The organism is Streptomyces sp. RK62 (assembly GCF_018070255.1).
In the GTDB taxonomy this organism is placed as follows: domain Bacteria; phylum Actinomycetota; class Actinomycetes; order Streptomycetales; family Streptomycetaceae; genus Streptomyces; species Streptomyces nigra.
Window position 1 is genome coordinate 246,817 of sequence record NZ_JAGPYD010000009.1, and the last position, 16,665, is coordinate 263,481.

Sequence of the window (16,665 nt, forward strand, 5' to 3'; positions counted from 1 at the left end):
CGCGCCACACCGACCGGACGATGCCGATCAGCCGGTCCTCCTCGTCCACCACGGGCAGCCGGTCGACACGGTGACGCTCCATCACCCGCGCCGCCGCCGCGACGCGCTGCTCGGGATGCACCGTGACCGCGGGCGTCGACATCACCTCGGCGGCCGTGCAGCGTGCTCGACGTCCGGCCAGATCCGCCCGGGCCACCACGCCCACGACCTTGTCGTCGTGGTCCAGTACGGGCAGACCGCCGATGCGATGCCGGTCCAGCAGACGGGCCAGTTCCCCGGCCGGTGTCTCACCGCGCCTCGACGACCTCCCCGGTCATCACCTCACCGACGATGCGGGTCATCATGCCGACTCCCTTCCCGCGCACGGCCGTTCGGCCCGGGTGTCCCCTCCAGGGCGGCCCGTCCCGCCTCGAGCCGGGCGACGGGCACACGGAACGGGGAGCAGGAGACATAGTCGAGGCCGGCCGTGTGGAAGAAGTGCACCGACTCGGGGTCCCCGCCGTGCTCGCCGCAGACGCCGATCTTCAGATCGGGCCGGGCGGCGCGGCCCTCGGCGACCGCGATCCCGACCAGCCGGCCGACGCCCTCGCGGTCGATCGTCTCGAACGGGGACACCTTGAAGACGCCCTTGTCCAGATACGCCGAGAAGAACGCCGCCTCCACGTCGTCCCGGGAGAACCCCCACGTCGTCTGGGTGAGATCGTTCGTGCCGAACGAGAAGAACTCCGCCTCCTCGGCGATCCGGCCCGCCGTCAGCGCGGCCCGGGGCAGCTCGATCATCGTGCCGACGGGGCACTCCACGACGACGCCGGACTCCTCGGACACCTCCGCCAGCACTCGCCGCACCTCCTCGCCGACGAGCCGCAGTTCCTCGACCGTGTCGATCAGCGGCACCATGATCTCCGCGCGCGGATCACCACCGGCGCGCCTGCGCTCGACGACCGCCTCGGCGACCGCCCGCACCTGCATGGCGACCAGGCCGGGCGCGACCAGACCGAGCCGCACCCCGCGCAGGCCGAGCATCGGGTTCTCCTCGTGCATACGGTTCACGGCGTCCAGCAACTCCCGGTCGTGGGCGCTGGGTTCGGTGCCGCGGGCCTGGGCGGCGGCGAGGCGGACGGCGAGTTCCGTGCGGTCGGGCAGGAACTCGTGCAGCGGCGGATCGAGTAGCCGGATCGTGACGGGCAGGCCGTCCATCGCCTCCAGGATGCCGGTGAAGTCCTGCCGCTGCAGCGGCAGCAACCGGGCCAGCGCGCGGTCGCGTTCGGCGTCCGTACGGGCCAGGATCATCGCCTCGACCAGGGGCCGCCGCTCACCGAGGAACATGTGCTCGGTGCGGCACAGCCCGATGCCCTCGGCGCCGAACCGGCGGGCCCGGGCCGCGTCCTCGGGGGTGTCGGCGTTGGCGCGCACGCCCAATCGCCGTACACCGTCGGCCCGTTCCATGAAGCGGGCCACCGCCTCGACCAGTTCCGCCGACGGCCCCGACCGGTCACCGGTCTCGAAGTACCGCATGACGGCGGAGTCGACGAGCGGGGCCGCGCCCGCGTACACCGCTCCGGCGGAGCCGTCCACGGACAGGACCGCGCCCTCCTCGACGACCGTGCCGCCGACCGTGAAGCGACGGCGGCGCGGGTCGACGTCGATCTCCTCCGCCCCGCACACGCAGACCTTGCCCATGCCCCGCGCGACCACGGCGGCATGGCTGGTCTTGCCGCCCCGGCTGGTCAGCACGGCCTGCGCGGCCACCATGCCCGGCAGGTCGTCGGGTGTCGTCTCCTGCCGGACCAGGACCACCTTCTCCCCGGCGGCGGCACGGCGGACCGCCTCGGCGGAGTCGAACACGGCGGCCCCGACCGCGGCACCCGGCGAGGCCGGGATGCCCCGCGCGAGCGGCTCGCCGATCCCCGAGGTGTCGAACCGGGGGAACATCAGCCGGGCCAGCCCTTCGCCGCCGACGCGCCGCAGCCCCTCGTCGGCGTCGATCAGCCCCTCGTCGACGAGTTCGGCGGCGATCGCGAACGCGGCCTCGGCGGTGCGTTTGCCGACCCGGGTCTGCAGCATCCACAGCCGCCCGCGCTCGATGGTGAACTCGATGTCGCACAGATCCCGGTAGTGTTCCTCCAACGCCCGCATATGCGCACGCAGTTCGTTGTACGACGTCGGGTCCAGGCGTTCCAGCTCGGCCAGCGGAACCGTGTTGCGGATACCGGCGACGACGTCCTCGCCCTGCGCGTTCGGCAGGTAGTCGCCGTACAGACCGGGCCGGCCGGTGGCCGGGTCGCGGGTGAAGGCGACGCCGCTGCCGGAGTCGGGGCCCAGATTGCCGAAGACCATCGTCTGCACGTTGACCGCGGTGCCCAGGTCGTCCGGGATGTGCTCGCGGCGCCGGTAGAGCCGGGCCCGTTCGACGTTCCAGGACGAGAAGACCCCGAGGACCGCCCGGCGCAGTTGCTCTGCCGGAAGCTGCGGGAAGTGGTCGCCGGTGTGCTGGTGGATCAGCTCCTTGTAGGCCTCGACCAGCTCGGCGAGATCGCCCGCGTCCAGGCCGAGGTCGTCCGCCGCGCCCCGGTCCTGCTTGAGCCGGGTCATGACGTCCTCGAACAGCGCGCCGTCGACCCCCATGACCGTACTGCCGAACATCTGCACGAGACGGCGGTAGGAGTCCCAGGCGAAGCGCTCGTTCCCGGAGGACTTGGCGAGCCCTTGGACGGACGCGTCGTTGAGGCCGACGTCGAGGATCGTCTCCATCATGCCGGGCATGGAGAAGCGCGCCCCCGAGCGGACCGACAGCAGCAGCGGGTCGTCGGGCTGGCCGAGCCGCCGCCCGGCGGCCTCCTCCAGCGCGGTGAGATGCTCGGAGATCTCTTGGGACAGACCGTCCGGCTCGGCACCGGTGGCGAGGAAGACCCGGCAGGCCTCGGTGGTCACGGTGAACCCGGGCGGCACCGGCAGCCCCATCCGGGTCATCTCGGCGAGGTTGGCGCCCTTCCCGCCGAGCAGCTCGGCCATGTCCCGGCCGCCCTCGGTGAACGCGTACACGTAACGGACCATGGCGGTGCTCTCCCTTCCGGTCACGCCCGCCCGGGCGCTCCCGGGACGGCCCCGATCGGTGCCGGGCCCCGGAGCGGGCCGCCCGGCGGCTCGGGCCGGTGTGCGGTACCCCTCCAGCGTCGTCCGGGAGACCGGGGTACGGCAGCCGCTGGACGTCCCCGGAGTGAGGCCGATCGGCCCCATGGCGCAACGCCCGCCCCGCTCACTCGGGGGAAGGGCCCCTGACGCGCCCCGCCGGATGCCGGGGGCGGCCCGGCGGGCGACGCTGGTGGAGATGGGCGACGACGGCGAGGGAGTCATCGTGAGCGGTGCGAGCGGTGTCAGCGGTCAGGTGGTCGTGGGCGTGGACGGATCGGCGTCGAGTCTGGCCGCCGTGGAGGCCGCGGCGGCGGAGGCGCGGTTGCGCGAGGCCACGCTGAAGGTCGTCCACGCCTTCGTCTGGCCCGCGCTGCATGTGCCGCTGGGCCCGTCCCCGCTGGGCCCGGACGACGGCGGGCTGCGCAACGAGGTGGAGACGATGGTCGCCCAAGCCGTCGAGCGGGCCCGGACGGTCGCTCCGGGGATCGACGTCACCTCCTCCGTCGTGAGCGGCGAACCCCTGGCCACCCTGGAGGTCCAGTCACGCTCCGCGGAGCTGGTGGTGGTCGGGTCCAGGGGGCTGGGCGGGTTCGTGGGCCTGCTGGTCGGCTCGACGGCCGTCCATCTCGCGGCGCACGGCCGGTGCCCGGTCATGGTCGTCCGCGAGGAGCCCAGGACCGACGGCCCCGTCGTCCTCGGCGTCGACGGCTCGCTCTCCGCCGAGGCGGCGACGGACTTCGCCTTCGCCGAGGCCGACCTGCGCAAGGCCCCGCTGCTGGCGCTGCACGCCTGGACCCCGTGGAACGCGCCGCTGCCCGCCCCGGACGAGGGTCCGTACGCCGCCGCGCCGGGCGCACTGGCGCAGGACGAGGAGCGGCTGGTGTCCGAGGCGATCGCCGGGCACCGGGAGCGCTTCCCGGACGTGCCCGTCACCACCGAGGCCGTGCGCGGCCCGACCCGGGAGACCCTGATCGACGCGAGCCGCTCCGCCCAGCTCCTCGTGGTCGGCGCGCGCGGCCGCGGCGGCTTCACCGGCCTCCTGCTCGGCTCGGTGAGCCAGGCGATGCTGCATCACGCGCACTGCCCGGTGGTGGTGGTACGCGGCGACGTGTGACGTCGGCCGACTCCGCCTCTCTCCGCAGACCCGCCGCCGTCGCAACTCTCCCCACACCCGGCGCCGCCGTCGTGTGTCCCCCGTCCCGCGTCGGGCACTCGGGGGCGGAACGCGATCCGTGAGGGAGGCAGTATGCGGTGGTCGTCACGCCAGAGCCCGCTCCCCGCCCGTGCCGGACCGCCCGTCCTCGACCGTGCCGGACCGCACCTCCCCGCCCGTGCCGGACCGAAGCTCCCTGGCCCCGCCGGACCAGCACTCCTCGCCCGAGTCGAACCGCAGCTCCTCGCCCGCGCCGGACCGAACCTCCCCGGCCTCGCCCGACCGCCCCTCCTCGCCCGCGCCCGACCGTCCCTCCCCGCCGCAGGCGTCCGGAAAGCCGTCGGCCGGTGACCCCGGCAGCCGTCGGCGTCGTCATCGCCACCCGCAACCGCGCGCCCTCGCTCGCCCGGACCCTCCGGCAGCTGACCCGGCTGCCCGAGCGGCCGCCCGTCGTCGTCGTGGACAACGCCTCCACCGACGGCACCCCCGACCTCCTCGCCCGCGAGTTCCCGCAGGTCCAAGTGGTCCGCCTCCCGGCCAACCGCGGCGCCCTCGCCCGGACCGTCGGCGTCCGCGCCCTGGACACGCCGTACGTGGCGTTCAGCGACGACGACTCGTGGTGGGCGCCGGACGCGCTGAGCCGGGCCGCCCGCCTGTTCGACGCCCACCCGCGCCTCGGCCTGGTCTCCGCGCACACACTGGTCGGCCCGTCCGCCGACCCCGACCCGCTGAACGACGTCCTCGCCGTGTCGCCGCTCGGCCCGGCGACCGACCTCCCCGGTACCCAGGTCCTCGGCTTCCTGGCCTGCGCCAGCGTCGTCCGCCGCAGCGCCTACCTGGACGCCGGGGGCTTCCACCCGGTGCTGTTCTTCGGCGGCGAGGAGACCCTGCTCGCCTACGATCTCGCGGCGCGCGGCTGGGGCGTCATCCACTGTGCCGACGTCGTCGCCCACCACCACCCGGCACCGTCGCCCCGCACCGGTCGCCCCGTCACCGTCCTCCGCAACGCCCTGCTCACCGCGTGGCTGCGCCGCCCACTGCCGTACGCGCTCGCCCGCACCCGCGACCTGGCCGGTCAGGCGCGGCACGACGCCCGTGCCCGCCAGGCCCTGCGCGGCGCCCTCGCCCGCCTGCCCGCGGCCCTCCGCGCACGCCGCCCCCTGCCACCGCCGGTCGAACGGGCCGCCCGCACCCTGGACACGGCGACCCGCGAAACAACAGGAGCACCGGGAGCACCGGTATGACCGACCCCACCGACCCCCGTACGACCGTCGTCGTCATCACCCACAACCGCCGCCCCGAACTCCTGCGCACCCTCGACCGGCTGGCCGAGCTCCCCGAACGGCCACGGGTGATCGTCACCGACAACGGCTCCACCGACGGCACCGCCGCCGCCGTCACCCGGCACCACCCCGAGGCCCTGCTGCTGCGCCCCGGCCGCAACCTCGGCGCCATCGGCCGCAATCTGGCGATGCGGCACGTGCGCACGCCGTACGTGGCCTTCTGCGACGACGACTCCTGGTGGGCGCCGGGCTCGCTGACCGGGGCCGCCGACCTGCTCGACCGGCACGCCGGGCTCGGCACGGTCACCGCCCGCATCGTCGTCGAACCCGGCGGCACGGAGGACCCGATCGTCACCGAGCTGCGCGGCTCGCCCCTCACCGGCCCCGCGTGGCTGCCCGGCCCCGCCCTCGGCTCCTTCCTGGCGGCCGCGACCGTCCTGCGCGCCGACGCCTTCCGCGCCGCCGGCGGCTTCCACCCCCGGCTGTGGCTCGGTGGCGAGGAGGAACTGCTCGCCGCCGACCTCGCGGCCGACGGCTGGTGGCTGACCTACGCCGACCACCTGACGATCCATCACCACGCGTCGGTCGTCCGCGACCCGACCCGGCGCCGCACGCACGGCATCCGCAACACGCTGTGGTTCACCTGGCTGCGCCGCCCCGCGGGACGCGCCCTGCGCCGCACCCTGCACCTGGCCCGCACGGTCCCCCGGGACACGGCGTCGCTGCGCGCTTTCGCGCAGGCCGCGGCCGCCCTGCCCTGGGTCCTGCGCGAACGCCGCGTCCTCCCACCGGACGTCGAGTCGCGGCTGCGCCTCCTGGAGTCCGCCCAACGCCACTCGACGGCGCGGCGGTACGTCGGCTGAGCACCGCGAGGGGTGCGTTCAGCGGTGAGGCCGCTCACCGCCTGCCGCCCCCAGCGCCTCCAGCAACTCCTCCGTACCGTCCCCGCCCGTGGTCCGCCGGAAGCCCTCCGCGATCACCTGGGCCGCCCCGCGGCCGGAAGTCGTGCACCACTCCCACCACCTGTCCAGCTCGGCCGCGTCGAGGCGTTCCGCCGGGACCAGCGCGGGCCAACCGCAGGCGCGGGCCTGCGCGGTCACCTTGGCGCCGCCCTCCACCGGGTCGACCGCGAGGGCCGGCACCCCGGCCCGCAGCGCGAGCACCATGCCGTGCAGCCGGTCGGTCACCACCACGTCCAGCCGCGCGAGGACCGCCTCCAGCTGGGCGGGCGTCGCGCACAGCCGCCAGTCGCGCACGTCGAGCCGGGTCTCCAGTTCCAGCCGGGCGCAGTCCCGGCCGGACAGCCAGCGGGTCACCCCCTCGGCGACCCGCGCGTGCAGCTGGCGTGCCCCGTACTCGTGCTGCCCGTGCGTGAGGATCACCCCGGCCACCGGCCGGTCGGGCGCAGCCGGCGCGCGCGCCGCCAGATCCGGCCTCGGTTCCGCACCGGGAGCGTCCCGCGCCACCACCCGGTGGAACCCGGTGACGGCCGGGCAGGAGGCGTCCACGACGGACGTGCCCACGGCGATCCGCACACAGTGCGCGAACCGCCGGTGCAGTTCCTCGAGCTGCGGGCCGTGCAGGGGACCGCAGACGAACACCAGATGGGAGTAGTCCTCGGGCCGGACCTGCGTCAGCGACGGCCCCTCCGGCCGGAACCCGGGACTCCACGCGACGTCATGCTGCACCCCCGCACGCCGGAGCACCTCCCGCACCCGCTCCAGCGCCAGCACGTCCCCGGCGGTCGCCTCCCCGTGCAGAAAGGCGAACCACCCCGTCAGCAGAACCCTGCTCCCCGGCGCCACCGCGCCCGGGTGCCCGCGCCGGCGCACGGGCAATCACCGTCCCCGAAGGCGTGGGCGGCCGGGCCGCTTGCGGTCCCCGGGGAGCCCGTGTCTCATGGGGGAGCGGCCACCCCCGCACGGTGACGGGACGGTCCGGTTCCGCCCGGTGCCGCACGGGAGGCGGGATGTCCGGACGGTCGTACGGCCCCGGTGTCATGGCGGTGGTCCTCCTCGCCACGGCCGGTGCCTGCGCCACACCGGCCGAGCGGCGCGACGCGGTCACCGCGCAGGTGACCCGGTTCGAGCAGGCCCTGGACGCGGAGCAGCCACGACGGCTGTGCGCCGCCCTCGCCCCCACCACCCGCGAGGAACTGGAACAGTCGGCCGGGCACCCCTGCGACCGGGCGATCGGCGAGCAGCGGCTCCCACCGGCAGGCCCGGTCCGGCACGTCGACGTCTACGGCGAGCAGGCGCGCGTGGTGCTGGCCCACGACACCGTCTTCCTCGCGCACTTCCCCACCGGGTGGAAGATCACGGCGGCCGGGTGCCGGCCCCGGCCGCAGCGCCCGTACCAGTGCGAGATCAAGGGCGGGTGAGGACGAGTGCGGACCCTCTTCGTCACGACCCTGCTCGTCATCGCCGTCGGTCTCGCCTACTTCACGGCGGTGGGACTGATGCACCGATGACCCCGGCACCCGAAAGGCCCGGCGGGACCACTGCACGCAAGGTGCGCCGCTTCCTCCGCGACAACGGCCTCGGCCTCTTCTTCCTGATCGCCTTCCTGCTGGCCCTCGCCGGACAGGCGCTGGCGGGGCGTGCGGAGTTCAACGACCAGCTCGTCGCCGAAGGGTTCGCGCCGGTCGGTCTCGGCACGTATCTGACGTCGTCGGACTTCGCCGTGGACGTCACGGAGAACTGGCAGTCGGAGTACCTGCAGTTCTCGCTCTACATTCTCGCCACCGTCTGGCTGGTGCAGCGCGGTTCACCGGAGTCCAAGGAACCGGGGAAGACCGGCACGGAGTCCGACCGGGAGCAGCGGACGGGCCCGTACGCCCGTGAGGACTCCCCGCGCCGGGCCGCGGCCCGCGACTGGCGCGGCCTGCTGTACTCCAACTCCCTCGGCCTGGTGATGGGCGTCGTCTTCCTGCTGTCCTGGCTGGCCCAGTCGGTCACCGGGGTCGCCGCCTACAACGAGCAGCGACTGCGCCGGCTGCAGGCCCCCGTCGACTGGACCCGGTACCTGTCCTCCGCGGACTTCTGGAGCCGTTCCCTGCAGAACTGGCAGTCCGAACTGCTGGCCGTCGCCTCCATGGCCGTCCTGGCCATCTACCTGCGGCAGCGCGGCTCTCCGGAGTCCAAGCCCGTCGGCGCGCCGGACTCCGCCACGGGCGTGGAGGGCTGAGCGCCTGCGGGGCGGGGCACGCCGGGGCGTGCGCGGGGCGCGGGTTGGTACCCCGGGACGACACAGCCGCCGTAGGCCCGCACCCGCACTCGCATCGCGCGGCGCGGCGGATCGTCCCGGAGGTGGGGATGCGTCTCTATCACAGCCGTCCCACCGACCCCGGGCACCGCCGGCTGCGCCACGGCCGCGGCTTCCGCTACCTGGACCCGTACGGGGAGCCCCTGCGCGACCCCGAGGAGCTGGCCAGGATCAAGGCCCTGGTCATCCCGCCCGCCTGGCGCGACGTGTGGATCTGCACCAGGGCCGGTGGACATCTGCAGGCCGTCGGCACCGACGAGGCGGGCCGCCGCCAGTACCTGTACCACCCGCGGTTCCGCGCCGAGCAGGAGCAGGCCAAGCACGAGCACGTGCTCGACGTCGCCGAGACCCTGCCGGCCGTGCGCGAGGCCGTCGAGGGACACCTGGGCGACCGGGGACTGACCCGGCAGCGGGTCCTCGCCACTGCCGTACGCCTGCTCGACCTCGGCTTCTTCCGTGTCGGCAGCGAGCGCTACACCGAATCGAACCACAGCTACGGCCTCACGACGCTCCTGCGCGAGCACTCCCGCTGCCAGGCCGGCGCGGTGCTGATCACGTACACCGGCAAACACGGCAAGGAGATCGTGCGGACCGTCGTGGACCCCGCCGCCTGCCGTTCGCTCACCGCGATGCTGCGGCGCCGGGGCGGCGACGACCGGCTCCTCGCCTACTGGGAACAGCACGCCTGGCACTCCGTGACGGGCGACGACGTCAACACCTACCTCAAAGAACTGGCGGGCTGCGAGATCAGCGCCAAGGACTTCCGCACCTGGCACGCCACCGTCATGGCCGCCGTCGCCCTGGCCGTCTCGCACCCCGTCGCGCGCAGCGAGACCGCCCGCCGCAAGGCCATCGCCCGCGCGGCCCGCGAGGTGTCCGGCTACCTCGGCAACACCCCGGCGGTCTGCCGCGCCTCCTACATCAACCCGAGGGTGATCGAGCTCTACGAGGAGGGCGTGACCGTCGCCGAGGCGCTGCCCCACCTGGGTGACGAGGGCACCGACGGCCTGCCCGCCACCCACGGGCCGGTCGAACAGGCGGTGCTGCGCATGCTGCGGGCAGGTGTTTAGCCGGCACCGCTGAGGTTAGTCGGTCTGTCCCGCCGCCCGTCAGGACCGCCGCCGGAGCCGGCAGCCGGAGGACGGGCCGGCCAGACCCGCGAAGCGACAAGGGGCCGTGATGACCACTCCCGAAGAGAACCGCCCGAAGACCGACACGACCGACGAGGTCCTCACCCGGAAGAACGCCTCGGAGGCCGGCACCCCCGACGCCGGGGCCACCGGACGCACGGTCAAGGAAGCCCTCGAGGAGGCGGGCGTGAGCCCCGAGGACTTCGAGGAGAAGTGACCCAGAGGTTCACGGAGACCCAGAGGTTCACGGAAACAGGAGCCCATGAACAAGGCACCCACGGCCGACCCGGCGGCCCCGGTATCCGACGATCACCTCCCGGCAGGACGCCTGCACGGACTCCTGCGGCGCACCCGACGGGAGTACGCGGCGGGCCACGACCGCCCCCTCGGCGGCTACCTGGCGGCCATGGCGGGCTTCGCCGGCTACACGGCCGCCTGGGCCACCGCCGTACGCCTGCGCGGCCGGCCCCTGCCGGACCGCCCCGAGCCGTGGGACGTGGCCCTCACCTCGATCGCCACGTTCCGGCTCAGCAGACTTCTGACCAAGGCATCGGTCACCAGCCCGCTGCGCGCCCCCTTCACCCGGTACGTCGCCCCACAGGGCCCGGCCGAACTGCACGAGGAGGCGAAGCCGGAAGGCGGCCGCCACACCGCCGGGGAACTGGCCACCTGCCCGTTCTGCATGAGCGTCTGGGTGGCCTCCACGCTGACCGCCGGCCAACTCCTCTGGCCCCGGGCCACCCGCACGGCCATGGGCGCCCTGGCCGCCCTGGCCGGCGCGGACGCCCTGCAACTGGCGTACGGCCGCCTGATCGACAAGACGACGGGCGACTGACCGCGCATACATCGCACCCTCGTCCTGTGTTCCGACGGGGGCGACGCGGGCGGCGATGACAAGCGACCGTGATCGGGTCGATCGGGCCCGCCGCGCGGCGGCTCGCTCCGGTGCGAAATACTTTCCCGATGAGTGCACGCCGTTCCCCGGTCAGCCGACCGGTCATGATCCGGAGGGCCGTCGCGCGGGATGCCAAACGGCTCACGCGGCTGGTGCGTGGCTCAGGGGCCTACCAGGGCAAGTACGCGGCCGCGGTCGCGGGCTACCGCGTCGGTCCGGATTACATCGAGGCCCACCGCACCTTTGTGGCCGTCGGCGCCGACCAGCAGGGAGAGCGGGTCCTCGGGTTCTACTCGCTCGTCCTCGATCCACCGGAGCTCGACCTGCTGTTCGTCGCCGACGAGGCGCAGGGACGGGGTATCGGACGGCTGCTCGTCGCGCACATGCAGGCCGAGGCCCGTGCGGCCGGGCTCGACCGCGTCAAGGTCGTGTCGCATCGTCCCGCCGAGGACTTCTACCACCGTGTCGGCGCGGTGCGGACCGGGACCGCGTTCGCGAACCCGCCCGCCGTGCCGTGGGACCGCCCCGAGTTCGAGTTCCGCATCCCTGCGGAATGACGCGGTGTGCCGGTCGGCGAGGCACGGGCGATCGGTGTCAGCGGCGCGAGGTCGTGCCGTGTGTTAGTGTCACGGGTTTGCGTGGTCGTCGCGGTGGGCGTTTCCGCCCGTTCCGTTCAGCTTCCGCGTGGGCTGTTGAAACCTGCCGGGCCTTCCTCGGTACGTTCCCTACGGAAGGCTGTTCATGAAGCACCCCCATGACTCCGGCGTCGCTCACGTCAGTCCCGCTCAGCCCGGGGCGACGACCCCGGCCGTCACCTTCGCCGGTCTGGAACTGCCGACCCAGGTGCTGCGGACCCTGAGCGAACTCGGGGTGCGCGAACCCTTCCCGATCCAGGCCGCCACCCTGCCCGACGCCCTGCGGGGGCGGGACGTCCTGGGTCGCGGGCGCACCGGATCGGGCAAGACGCTCGCCTTCGGCCTGCCGCTGCTGACCCGTACGGCCGGGCGGCGCGCCGAACCGAAGCAGCCCCTCGCTCTGATCCTCGTGCCCACCCGCGAGCTGGCCCAGCAGGTCACCCAGGCGCTGACGCCGTACGCCGAGGCACTGCGGCTGCGGATCGCCACGGTCGTCGGTGGAACGTCGATCGGCCGGCAGATCGCCGCGCTGCGCGAGGGGGCCGAGGTGGTCGTCGCCACCCCCGGACGCCTGCACGACCTGATCGAGCGCAAAGCCTGCCGTCTGGGACGGGTGAAGATCACCGTGCTGGACGAGGCCGACCAGATGTGCGACCTGGGATTCCTGCCGCAGGTTTCCGACGCGCTCGACCAGGTGCACCCCGACGGACAGCGGATGCTCTTCTCGGCCACGCTCGACCGCGACGTCGATCAACTGGTCCAGCGCTACCTCCACGACCCCGTCGTCCACTCGGTCGACCCGGCCGCGGGCGCGGTCACGACGATGGAGCACCACGTCCTGGTCGTCCACGGCCCCGACCGCTACGCCGTCACCACGGAGATCGCCGCCCGCGACGGTCGCGTCCTGCTGTTCCTCGACACCAAGCACGCCGTCGACCAGCTCACCCGGCATCTGCGGGCCAGCGGGGTGCAGGCCGGGGCCCTGCACAGCGGCAAGTCCCAGCCGCAGCGCACACGGACCCTGGCGCAGTTCAAGAACGGCCAGATCACCGTTCTGGTGGCGACCAACGTCGCGGCCCGTGGCCTGCACGTCGACGATCTCGACCTCGTGGTCAATGTCGACCCGCCCACCGACGCCAAGGACTATGTGCACCGGGCGGGCCGCACCGCCCGCGCCGGTGAGTCCGGCAGCGTGGTCACGCTCGTACTGGGGAGTCAGCGCCGTGAGACGAGCCGCATGATGGCCGAGGCCGGTATCGAGCCGACCGTCACCAAGGTGCGCTCGGGCGAGGCGGAGCTGAGCCGGATCACCGGCGCCAAGGCTCCCTCCGGGATCCCGCTCGACGGCGGGCCCGCCGCCCCCCGGCCCAAGAACACCAACGCCCCCTTCCGCGGCCTCGGCACCAGCAAGGGCGCCTCCCGCGGCACCGGCGGCAAGTCCCGGAAGACGGACGAGGCCCGCAAGCTCGCCGAGGCCCGCAGGGCCGCCCTCGTGCGCCGCAACGGCTGAGAGCCCTTCCCGGGTGCCTCACCCACCGTGCCGCCCGGCCGCAGCTCAGGCGGCCCAGGCGGCCCAGCGGCTCAGGCGGCTCAGGCGTCGATGATGACGGGGATGATGAGCGGCTTGCGGCGGTGGGTGCGGAACGCCCAGTTCGCCACGGCACGGGCGATGAGCTGTTCGAGCTGGCGCGCGTCCCCGACGCCTTCCTCCGCCGCGGTGGCCAGGGTCTTCTCGATGACGGGGATGACCGGCTCGAAGGTGCTGTCGTCGTGCACGAAGCCGCGGGCCAGGAAGTCGGGGGCTTCGGCGAGGGCGCCGGTGTCCGCGTCCACGATCGCCACCACCGTCACGACGCCCTCCTCCGCGAGGGTGAGGCGGTCCTTGAGGGACGCCTCGGTGGCCCCGCCGACCTCCATGCCGTCCACGTAGACGTTGCCGGCGGGCACCTTGCCGGTGATGGACGCGCGCCCGTCCACAAGATCGACCACGACGCCGTCCTCGGCGATGACGACCCGCTCGGGGTCGACACCGGTACGGATGGCGAGGTCGCCGTTGGCCCGCAGGTGGCGCCATTCGCCGTGCACCGGCATGACATTGCGGGGCTTGACGATGTTGTAGCAGTAGACGAGTTCACCGGCGCTGGCGTGCCCGGAGACGTGCACCTTGGCGTTGCCCTTGTGGACCACGTGGGCGCCCCACCGGGTGAGTCCGTTGATCACCCGGTAGATGGCGTTCTCGTTGCCGGGGATCAGGGAACTGGCGAGCAGGACGGTGTCGCCCTTGCCGATGCGGATCATGTGGTCGCGGTTGGCCATCCGGGACAGCGCGGCCATCGGCTCGCCCTGCGAGCCGGTGCACACCAGGGTGACCTTGTGGTCCGGGAGCTTCTCCAGTTCCTTCGTGCTCACCACCAGACCGGACGGAACCTTCAGATAGCCCAGGTCACGGGCGATGCCCATGTTGCGGACCATCGACCGGCCGACGAAGGCCACCTTGCGGCCGTGCTGGTGGGCGGCGTCCAGGACCTGCTGGATGCGGTGCACATGGCTGGCGAAGCTGGAGACGATGACCCGGCGCGGCGCCGTGCGCATCACCTGCTCGATCGCCGGGTTCAGCTCACGCTCGGAGGTGGTGAAGCCGGGTACTTCGGCGTTGGTGGAGTCGGTGAGGAAGAGGTCCACGCCCTCCTCGCCGAGGCGGGCGAAGGCGCGCAGATCGGTGATGCGGTCGTCGAGAGGGAACTGGTCCATCTTGAAGTCGCCGGTGTGCAGCACCATCCCGGCCCGGGTGCGGATCGCGACCGCGAGACTGTCGGGGATGGAGTGGTTGACCGCCACGAACTCGCAGTCGAAGGGCCCGAAGCCGCGCCGGTCGCCCTCCCGCACCCGCACCGTGCGCGGCCGGATGCCGTGCTCCTTGAGCTTGGCCTCCAGGAACGCCAGCGTCAGCTTCGAGCCGACGACGGGGATGTCGCGCCGCTCGCGCAGCAGGTACGGCACGCCGCCGATGTGGTCCTCGTGGCCGTGGGTGAGGACCACGGCGACGATGTCGTCCAGCCGGTCCCGGATCGAGGTGAAGTCCGGCAGGATCACGTCCACGCCGGGCTGGGTCTCCTCGGGGAACAGCACGCCGCAGTCGACGATGAGCAGCTTGCCCGCGTGCTCGAAGACGGTCATGTTGCGGCCGATCTCACCCAGGCCGCCCAGGGCGACGACCCGCAGCCCTCCCTCGGGAAGAGGCGGTGCGGCTTTCAGCTCAGGGTGGGGATGACTCATACCCTGACGGTACCCGCACAGCGGGACACGGTGATCCACCGCCTGTGCGATCTCCACGGAGCAAGTGCCCGTCGGGCCTGTGCAGTCGCAACCCCCGTCATGGGGGGAGCCGTGATACGTGAGAGGGTCTGGGGCGTGAGTGAGACACCCCCGAACACCCTGCAATACCGCTTCGACGGGCCGGAAGAGGCCCCGGTCCTCATCCTGGGTCCCTCACTGGGCACCACCTGGCACAGGTTGTAGAGACCGTCCAGGTACGTCTCTGCCAGTCCAGTGAGGGCATGGAATTGCAGGTCGGAGCCTCTTGGTCCGGGTGGGTCTGACCAGTTGGTGATGGCTGTGTGACACGTGGGTGATACGCCGAGACCCCACCGAGGTCCGTCCGGACGGGATCTCTGCGCAGATCCGTGAGACGGCGAAGCCGCACCGGAGCACTCCGGTGCGGCTTCGCCGTGAGGTCGAACGCGGTGGCGCACAGGACGCGTTCGGCTCCTCACTCAGTGCAGCCGTGAGACGACGGAATCCCGCGGGGAGGCAGGGCGGGGCTGGCGCCAGAAGAGTCTCGTATCAGGGACCATTGAAGCTCCGCCGTGGCTGCGACCACGGACCGACCCGGAGTTTCAGTGCCCCGTCACCGGGGTGAGGGGGTCGTGCTCATGTGCGCAGCTCTCGCAGGAGCCGAGGGTGGACGAGGCAGGGAAGGGATCGGGAGCGGGCAGGGGTACGCCTTCCTGCATGAGGCAGCCGTTCAGGTCGGCCCGCGGCAGATAAGGGTTGGCGGTGTCACGAGCAGAGGAAGGCTCGAAGCGAGCCTCCGAACCGGCCTGCGGCCACAGCCCCGTCACCCAGGGCCGGCTGGCGACGGTGAAGAGACCCTTGGACCTGAGGACCTGCTCGTAGGCGCCGCTGCCCGGAGTCTCCGTCACCAACGTCCGAACCGTCCGGGGTGGAAGGGCTTCCGGAGCAGAGGACGGTCGAGGAGATGGCGTACTGAACGAAGTTTCGAAGGAAGGCGTGAACACCGTGTCGCCGGGCACAAGGGCTATCGCACCGAGGTCCTGAAATTCGGAGCTGGTCGGGATCTTCCCGCCAAGGGACGAACTCAGGCCCTTGTGAAGCACATACGCACACGCGCCTGAGCCGGAATTGACGATGGGGTTAAAATGATCATTCTTGGCCTTATTCTGCTGATCATCGGCCTGCTTGTCGGCATGGGTCTGCTGACGACGATCGGTGGCATCCTCATTCTGGTTGGCGCCATCCTGTGGATCCTGGGTGCGACCGGTCGCGCGGTCGGTGGACGCAAGCACTTCTTCTAAAGTCAGGGCGCCTCACCAACTCCCTGCGGCGACGTGTCCATGACTCCCTCTGCGTCGGGAAGTCCACACAGTGAGGAGCTTCTGGACCACTCGAGGCCGGGACGAGGTGAGAGCCCGGCCAGAGAGACAGCTGGGAACCCCGTGGGCGGGGCCATGCGCCGCCCACGCCCTGTCTCGTGGGCGATGAGTTTGCCCTGAGCCGGGCCCTGCCCTCAGGTCGTCGAGCGCAGAGCCTGGCTGCGGCGTGAGGCGGATGCTGCCGCTTTGGTACAGGAAGCGACGGGCGTGCCGGGCTGGGGCGCAGGGTGGAACGGGCTACGGACCAGGGTGCGCTCGGGCGACCCCTGACGCTTCCCGGACCCGGACGCTTTCGCACTGCACCGTGTCGGCGACCGCCTCGACCCGGAGTACGGCGGCACATCAAGCCACTTCGCCTTCGGCGCAGGCCGGCACTTCTGTCTCGGATCACACCTGGCCCGCGCCGAGATCATCACCCGGTCTGAGGCTGTTGGTCGCGCAATACCCCCGCCTGCGCTGGGTAAGCGGCTTCCGCCCCGTACCGGCCGGCTTCCTCAACC

The 16,665-nt window shown here is 72.7% G+C and carries 14 protein-coding genes and 3 pseudogenes; 12 read left to right on the forward strand and 5 right to left on the reverse strand.

Going from position 1 to position 16,665, the window contains the following annotated elements; genetic code table 11:
* Window positions 1–19: 19 nt before the first annotated feature.
* Together KBY32_RS35975 and ppdK are read right to left on the reverse strand one after the other, a co-directional pair.
* Window positions 20–344, reverse strand: a pseudogene (locus KBY32_RS35975) (HPP family protein); the annotation flags it as partial.
* Window positions 322–3,054, reverse strand: coding sequence for a pyruvate, phosphate dikinase (ppdK, locus tag KBY32_RS19305; protein ID WP_210980937.1), 2,733 nt, complete (start codon window positions 3,052–3,054; stop codon window positions 322–324). The gene ppdK and the pseudogene KBY32_RS35975, both read right to left, overlap by 23 nt.
* Before the next feature lie 274 nt (window positions 3,055–3,328).
* Here ppdK and KBY32_RS19310 point away from each other — a divergent pair, with 274 nt between their 5' ends.
* From KBY32_RS19310 to KBY32_RS19320, 3 genes are all read left to right on the forward strand, one after another.
* Window positions 3,329–4,246, forward strand: a complete 918-nt coding sequence (locus tag KBY32_RS19310) for a universal stress protein (protein ID WP_247689677.1) — start codon at window positions 3,329–3,331, stop codon at window positions 4,244–4,246.
* 386 nt (window positions 4,247–4,632) lie between these two features.
* On the forward strand, window positions 4,633–5,529 hold the full coding sequence (locus KBY32_RS19315) for a glycosyltransferase family 2 protein (RefSeq protein ID WP_210980938.1): 897 nt from the start codon (window positions 4,633–4,635) through the stop codon (window positions 5,527–5,529).
* Complete coding sequence (locus KBY32_RS19320) at window positions 5,526–6,431, forward strand: glycosyltransferase family 2 protein (RefSeq protein WP_210980939.1); 906 nt, start codon at window positions 5,526–5,528, stop codon at window positions 6,429–6,431. Before KBY32_RS19315 ends, KBY32_RS19320 begins: the two co-directional genes overlap by 4 nt.
* An 18-nt stretch (window positions 6,432–6,449) precedes the next feature.
* On the opposite strand, the gene KBY32_RS19325 is transcribed toward KBY32_RS19320, so the two are convergent.
* Window positions 6,450–7,400 (reverse strand): polysaccharide pyruvyl transferase family protein, encoded by a 951-nt coding sequence (locus tag KBY32_RS19325; protein WP_308293756.1) that lies wholly within the window; start codon window positions 7,398–7,400, stop codon window positions 6,450–6,452.
* Between the two features lie 137 nt (window positions 7,401–7,537).
* Between KBY32_RS19325 and KBY32_RS19330 the strand changes: the two genes are divergently transcribed.
* The 7 genes from KBY32_RS19330 (at window position 7,538) to KBY32_RS19360 (ending at window position 13,002) form a co-directional block, all read left to right on the forward strand.
* Window positions 7,538–7,948 (forward strand): hypothetical protein, encoded by a 411-nt coding sequence (locus KBY32_RS19330; protein WP_210980940.1) that lies wholly within the window; start codon window positions 7,538–7,540, stop codon window positions 7,946–7,948.
* 86 nt (window positions 7,949–8,034) lie between these two features.
* Window positions 8,035–8,754 carry a DUF6766 family protein gene (locus tag KBY32_RS19335; RefSeq protein ID WP_210980941.1) on the forward strand — a complete coding sequence of 240 codons (720 nt, stop codon included), beginning with the start codon at window positions 8,035–8,037 and terminating at the stop codon, window positions 8,752–8,754.
* Window positions 8,755–8,882: 128 nt separating this feature from the next.
* Entirely contained in the window at window positions 8,883–9,902 is a 1,020-nt protein-coding gene (locus tag KBY32_RS19340; RefSeq protein WP_210980942.1) for a DNA topoisomerase IB, read from the forward strand.
* 109 nt (window positions 9,903–10,011) lie between these two features.
* The gene (locus KBY32_RS19345) at window positions 10,012–10,179 is read left to right on the forward strand and encodes a hypothetical protein (RefSeq protein ID WP_199835341.1); all 168 of its coding nucleotides are present in this window, start codon (window positions 10,012–10,014) and stop codon (window positions 10,177–10,179) included.
* Window positions 10,180–10,224: 45 nt separating this feature from the next.
* Complete coding sequence (locus KBY32_RS19350; RefSeq protein ID WP_210980943.1) at window positions 10,225–10,797, forward strand: DUF1360 domain-containing protein; 573 nt, start codon at window positions 10,225–10,227, stop codon at window positions 10,795–10,797.
* A gap of 128 nt (window positions 10,798–10,925) precedes the next feature.
* Window positions 10,926–11,414 (forward strand): GNAT family N-acetyltransferase, encoded by a 489-nt coding sequence (locus KBY32_RS19355; RefSeq protein ID WP_181890262.1) that lies wholly within the window; start codon window positions 10,926–10,928, stop codon window positions 11,412–11,414.
* A gap of 184 nt (window positions 11,415–11,598) precedes the next feature.
* Window positions 11,599–13,002 carry a DEAD/DEAH box helicase gene (locus tag KBY32_RS19360; RefSeq protein WP_210980944.1) on the forward strand — a complete coding sequence of 468 codons (1,404 nt, stop codon included), beginning with the start codon at window positions 11,599–11,601 and terminating at the stop codon, window positions 13,000–13,002.
* Window positions 13,003–13,082: 80 nt separating this feature from the next.
* Here KBY32_RS19360 and KBY32_RS19365 read toward each other — a convergent pair whose 3' ends face one another.
* Window positions 13,083–14,768: a ribonuclease J gene (locus KBY32_RS19365; protein WP_055619437.1), complete on the reverse strand. Its 1,686-nt coding sequence runs from the start codon at window positions 14,766–14,768 to the stop codon at window positions 13,083–13,085.
* A gap of 135 nt (window positions 14,769–14,903) precedes the next feature.
* Between KBY32_RS19365 and KBY32_RS35980 the strand changes: the two are divergent.
* Window positions 14,904–15,002, forward strand: a pseudogene (locus tag KBY32_RS35980) (3-oxoadipate enol-lactone hydrolase); the annotation flags it as partial.
* Between the two features lie 386 nt (window positions 15,003–15,388).
* Here KBY32_RS35980 and KBY32_RS35870 read toward each other — a convergent pair.
* Window positions 15,389–16,078: a GTP-binding protein gene (locus KBY32_RS35870; RefSeq protein WP_374224970.1), complete on the reverse strand. Its 690-nt coding sequence runs from the start codon at window positions 16,076–16,078 to the stop codon at window positions 15,389–15,391.
* A 372-nt stretch (window positions 16,079–16,450) separates the two neighbouring features.
* Here KBY32_RS35870 and KBY32_RS35985 point away from each other — a divergent pair.
* Window positions 16,451–16,564 (forward strand): annotated as a pseudogene (locus KBY32_RS35985) (hypothetical protein); the annotation flags it as partial.
* Between the last annotated feature and the right edge of the window lie 101 nt (window positions 16,565–16,665).

What these genes read in the sequence shown, in the direction of transcription:
- KBY32_RS19350 (WP_210980943.1), top strand. Translation starts at nt 10,225, where the DNA reads ATGAACAAGGCACCCACGGCCGACCCGGCGGCCCCGGTATCCGACGAT.
- KBY32_RS19330 (WP_210980940.1), top strand. Translation starts at nt 7,538, where the DNA reads ATGTCCGGACGGTCGTACGGCCCCGGTGTCATGGCGGTGGTCCTCCTC.
- KBY32_RS19355 (WP_181890262.1), top strand. Translation starts at nt 10,926, where the DNA reads ATGAGTGCACGCCGTTCCCCGGTCAGCCGACCGGTCATGATCCGGAGG.
- KBY32_RS19340 (WP_210980942.1), top strand. Translation starts at nt 8,883, where the DNA reads ATGCGTCTCTATCACAGCCGTCCCACCGACCCCGGGCACCGCCGGCTG.
- ppdK (WP_210980937.1), bottom strand. Translation starts at nt 3,054, where the DNA reads ATGGTCCGTTACGTGTACGCGTTCACCGAGGGCGGCCGGGACATGGCC.
- KBY32_RS19310 (WP_247689677.1), top strand. Translation starts at nt 3,329, where the DNA reads ATGGGCGACGACGGCGAGGGAGTCATCGTGAGCGGTGCGAGCGGTGTC.
- KBY32_RS19365 (WP_055619437.1), bottom strand. Translation starts at nt 14,768, where the DNA reads ATGAGTCATCCCCACCCTGAGCTGAAAGCCGCACCGCCTCTTCCCGAG.
- KBY32_RS19335 (WP_210980941.1), top strand. Translation starts at nt 8,035, where the DNA reads ATGACCCCGGCACCCGAAAGGCCCGGCGGGACCACTGCACGCAAGGTG.
- KBY32_RS19360 (WP_210980944.1), top strand. Translation starts at nt 11,599, where the DNA reads ATGAAGCACCCCCATGACTCCGGCGTCGCTCACGTCAGTCCCGCTCAG.
- KBY32_RS19345 (WP_199835341.1), top strand. Translation starts at nt 10,012, where the DNA reads ATGACCACTCCCGAAGAGAACCGCCCGAAGACCGACACGACCGACGAG.
- KBY32_RS19320 (WP_210980939.1), top strand. Translation starts at nt 5,526, where the DNA reads ATGACCGACCCCACCGACCCCCGTACGACCGTCGTCGTCATCACCCAC.